This window comes from Pseudomonas cedrina subsp. cedrina, from assembly GCF_001983175.1.
Lineage (GTDB): Bacteria > Pseudomonadota > Gammaproteobacteria > Pseudomonadales > Pseudomonadaceae > Aquipseudomonas > Aquipseudomonas cedrina.
Map to the genome: position 1 here is coordinate 1 of NZ_MNPW01000048.1, position 1,143 is coordinate 1,143.

Annotated in this window: 1 rRNA gene; it reads right to left on the bottom strand. The window is 49.7% G+C overall.

The annotated features are described in order from the left end of the window. Positions 1-1,143: ribosomal RNA gene (locus tag BLL36_RS29945) — 23S ribosomal RNA — on the bottom strand; the annotation flags it as partial.

Below are 1,143 nucleotides of genomic sequence, written 5' to 3' on the forward strand. Positions count from 1 at the left end.
ACTTCACAGCACTTAGAACGCTCTCCTACCATTGTTCGTAAGAACAATCCACAGCTTCGGTGATACGTTTAGCCCCGGTACATTTTCGGCGCAGAGTCACTCGACCAGTGAGCTATTACGCACTCTTTAAACGGTGGCTGCTTCTAAACAAACATCCTGGTTGTCTAAGCACCTCCACATCCTTTTCCACTTAACGTATACTTTGGGACCTTAGCTGGTGGTCTGGGCTGTTTCCCTTTCGACTATGAACCTTATCACCCATAGTCTGACTCCCAAGTTTAAGTATCTGGCATTCGGAGTTTGACTGAATTCGGTAACCCGATGAGGGCCCCTAGTCCAATCAGTGCTCTACCTCCAGTACTCATCATCTTGAGGCTAGCCCTAAAGCTATTTCGGAGAGAACCAGCTATCTCCGTGTTCGATTGGCATTTCACCCCTACCCACACCTCATCCCCGCATTTTTCAACATACGTGGGTTCGGGCCTCCAGTCAGTGTTACCTGACCTTCACCCTGGACATGGGTAGATCACACGGTTTCGGGTCTACGACCGCATACTAAATCGCCCTATTCAGACTCGCTTTCGCTACGGCTCCGTGTCTTCCACTTAACCTTGCATACAATCGTAACTCGCCGGTCCATTCTACAAAAGGTACGCCGTTACGCATGAACGCGCTTCGACTACTTGTAGGCACACGGTTTCAGGTACTCTTTCACTCCCCTCCCGGGGTGCTTTTCACCTTTCCCTCACGGTACTGGTTCACTATCGGTCCCTAGAGAGTATTTAGCCTTGGGAGATGGTCCTCCCGGATTCCGACGGAATTCCACGTGTTCCGCCGTACTCAGGATCCACTCCGGAGGAAATTCTTTTTCGATTACAGGGCTGTTACCCTCTTTGGCTAACCTTTCCAGGTTGATTCATCTAAAGAATTTCTTTGTAACTCCTTGTGGAGTGTCCTACAACCCCAGAGAGCAAGCTCTCTGGTTTGGGCTGTTTCCGTTTCGCTCGCCGCTACTTGGGAAATCGCATTTGCTTTCTCTTCCTCCAGGTACTGAGATGTTTCAGTTCCCTGGGTGTGCCTCTTATGCCCTATGTATTCAGACATAAGTCCTGTTCCATTACGAACAGTGGGTTTCCCCATTCG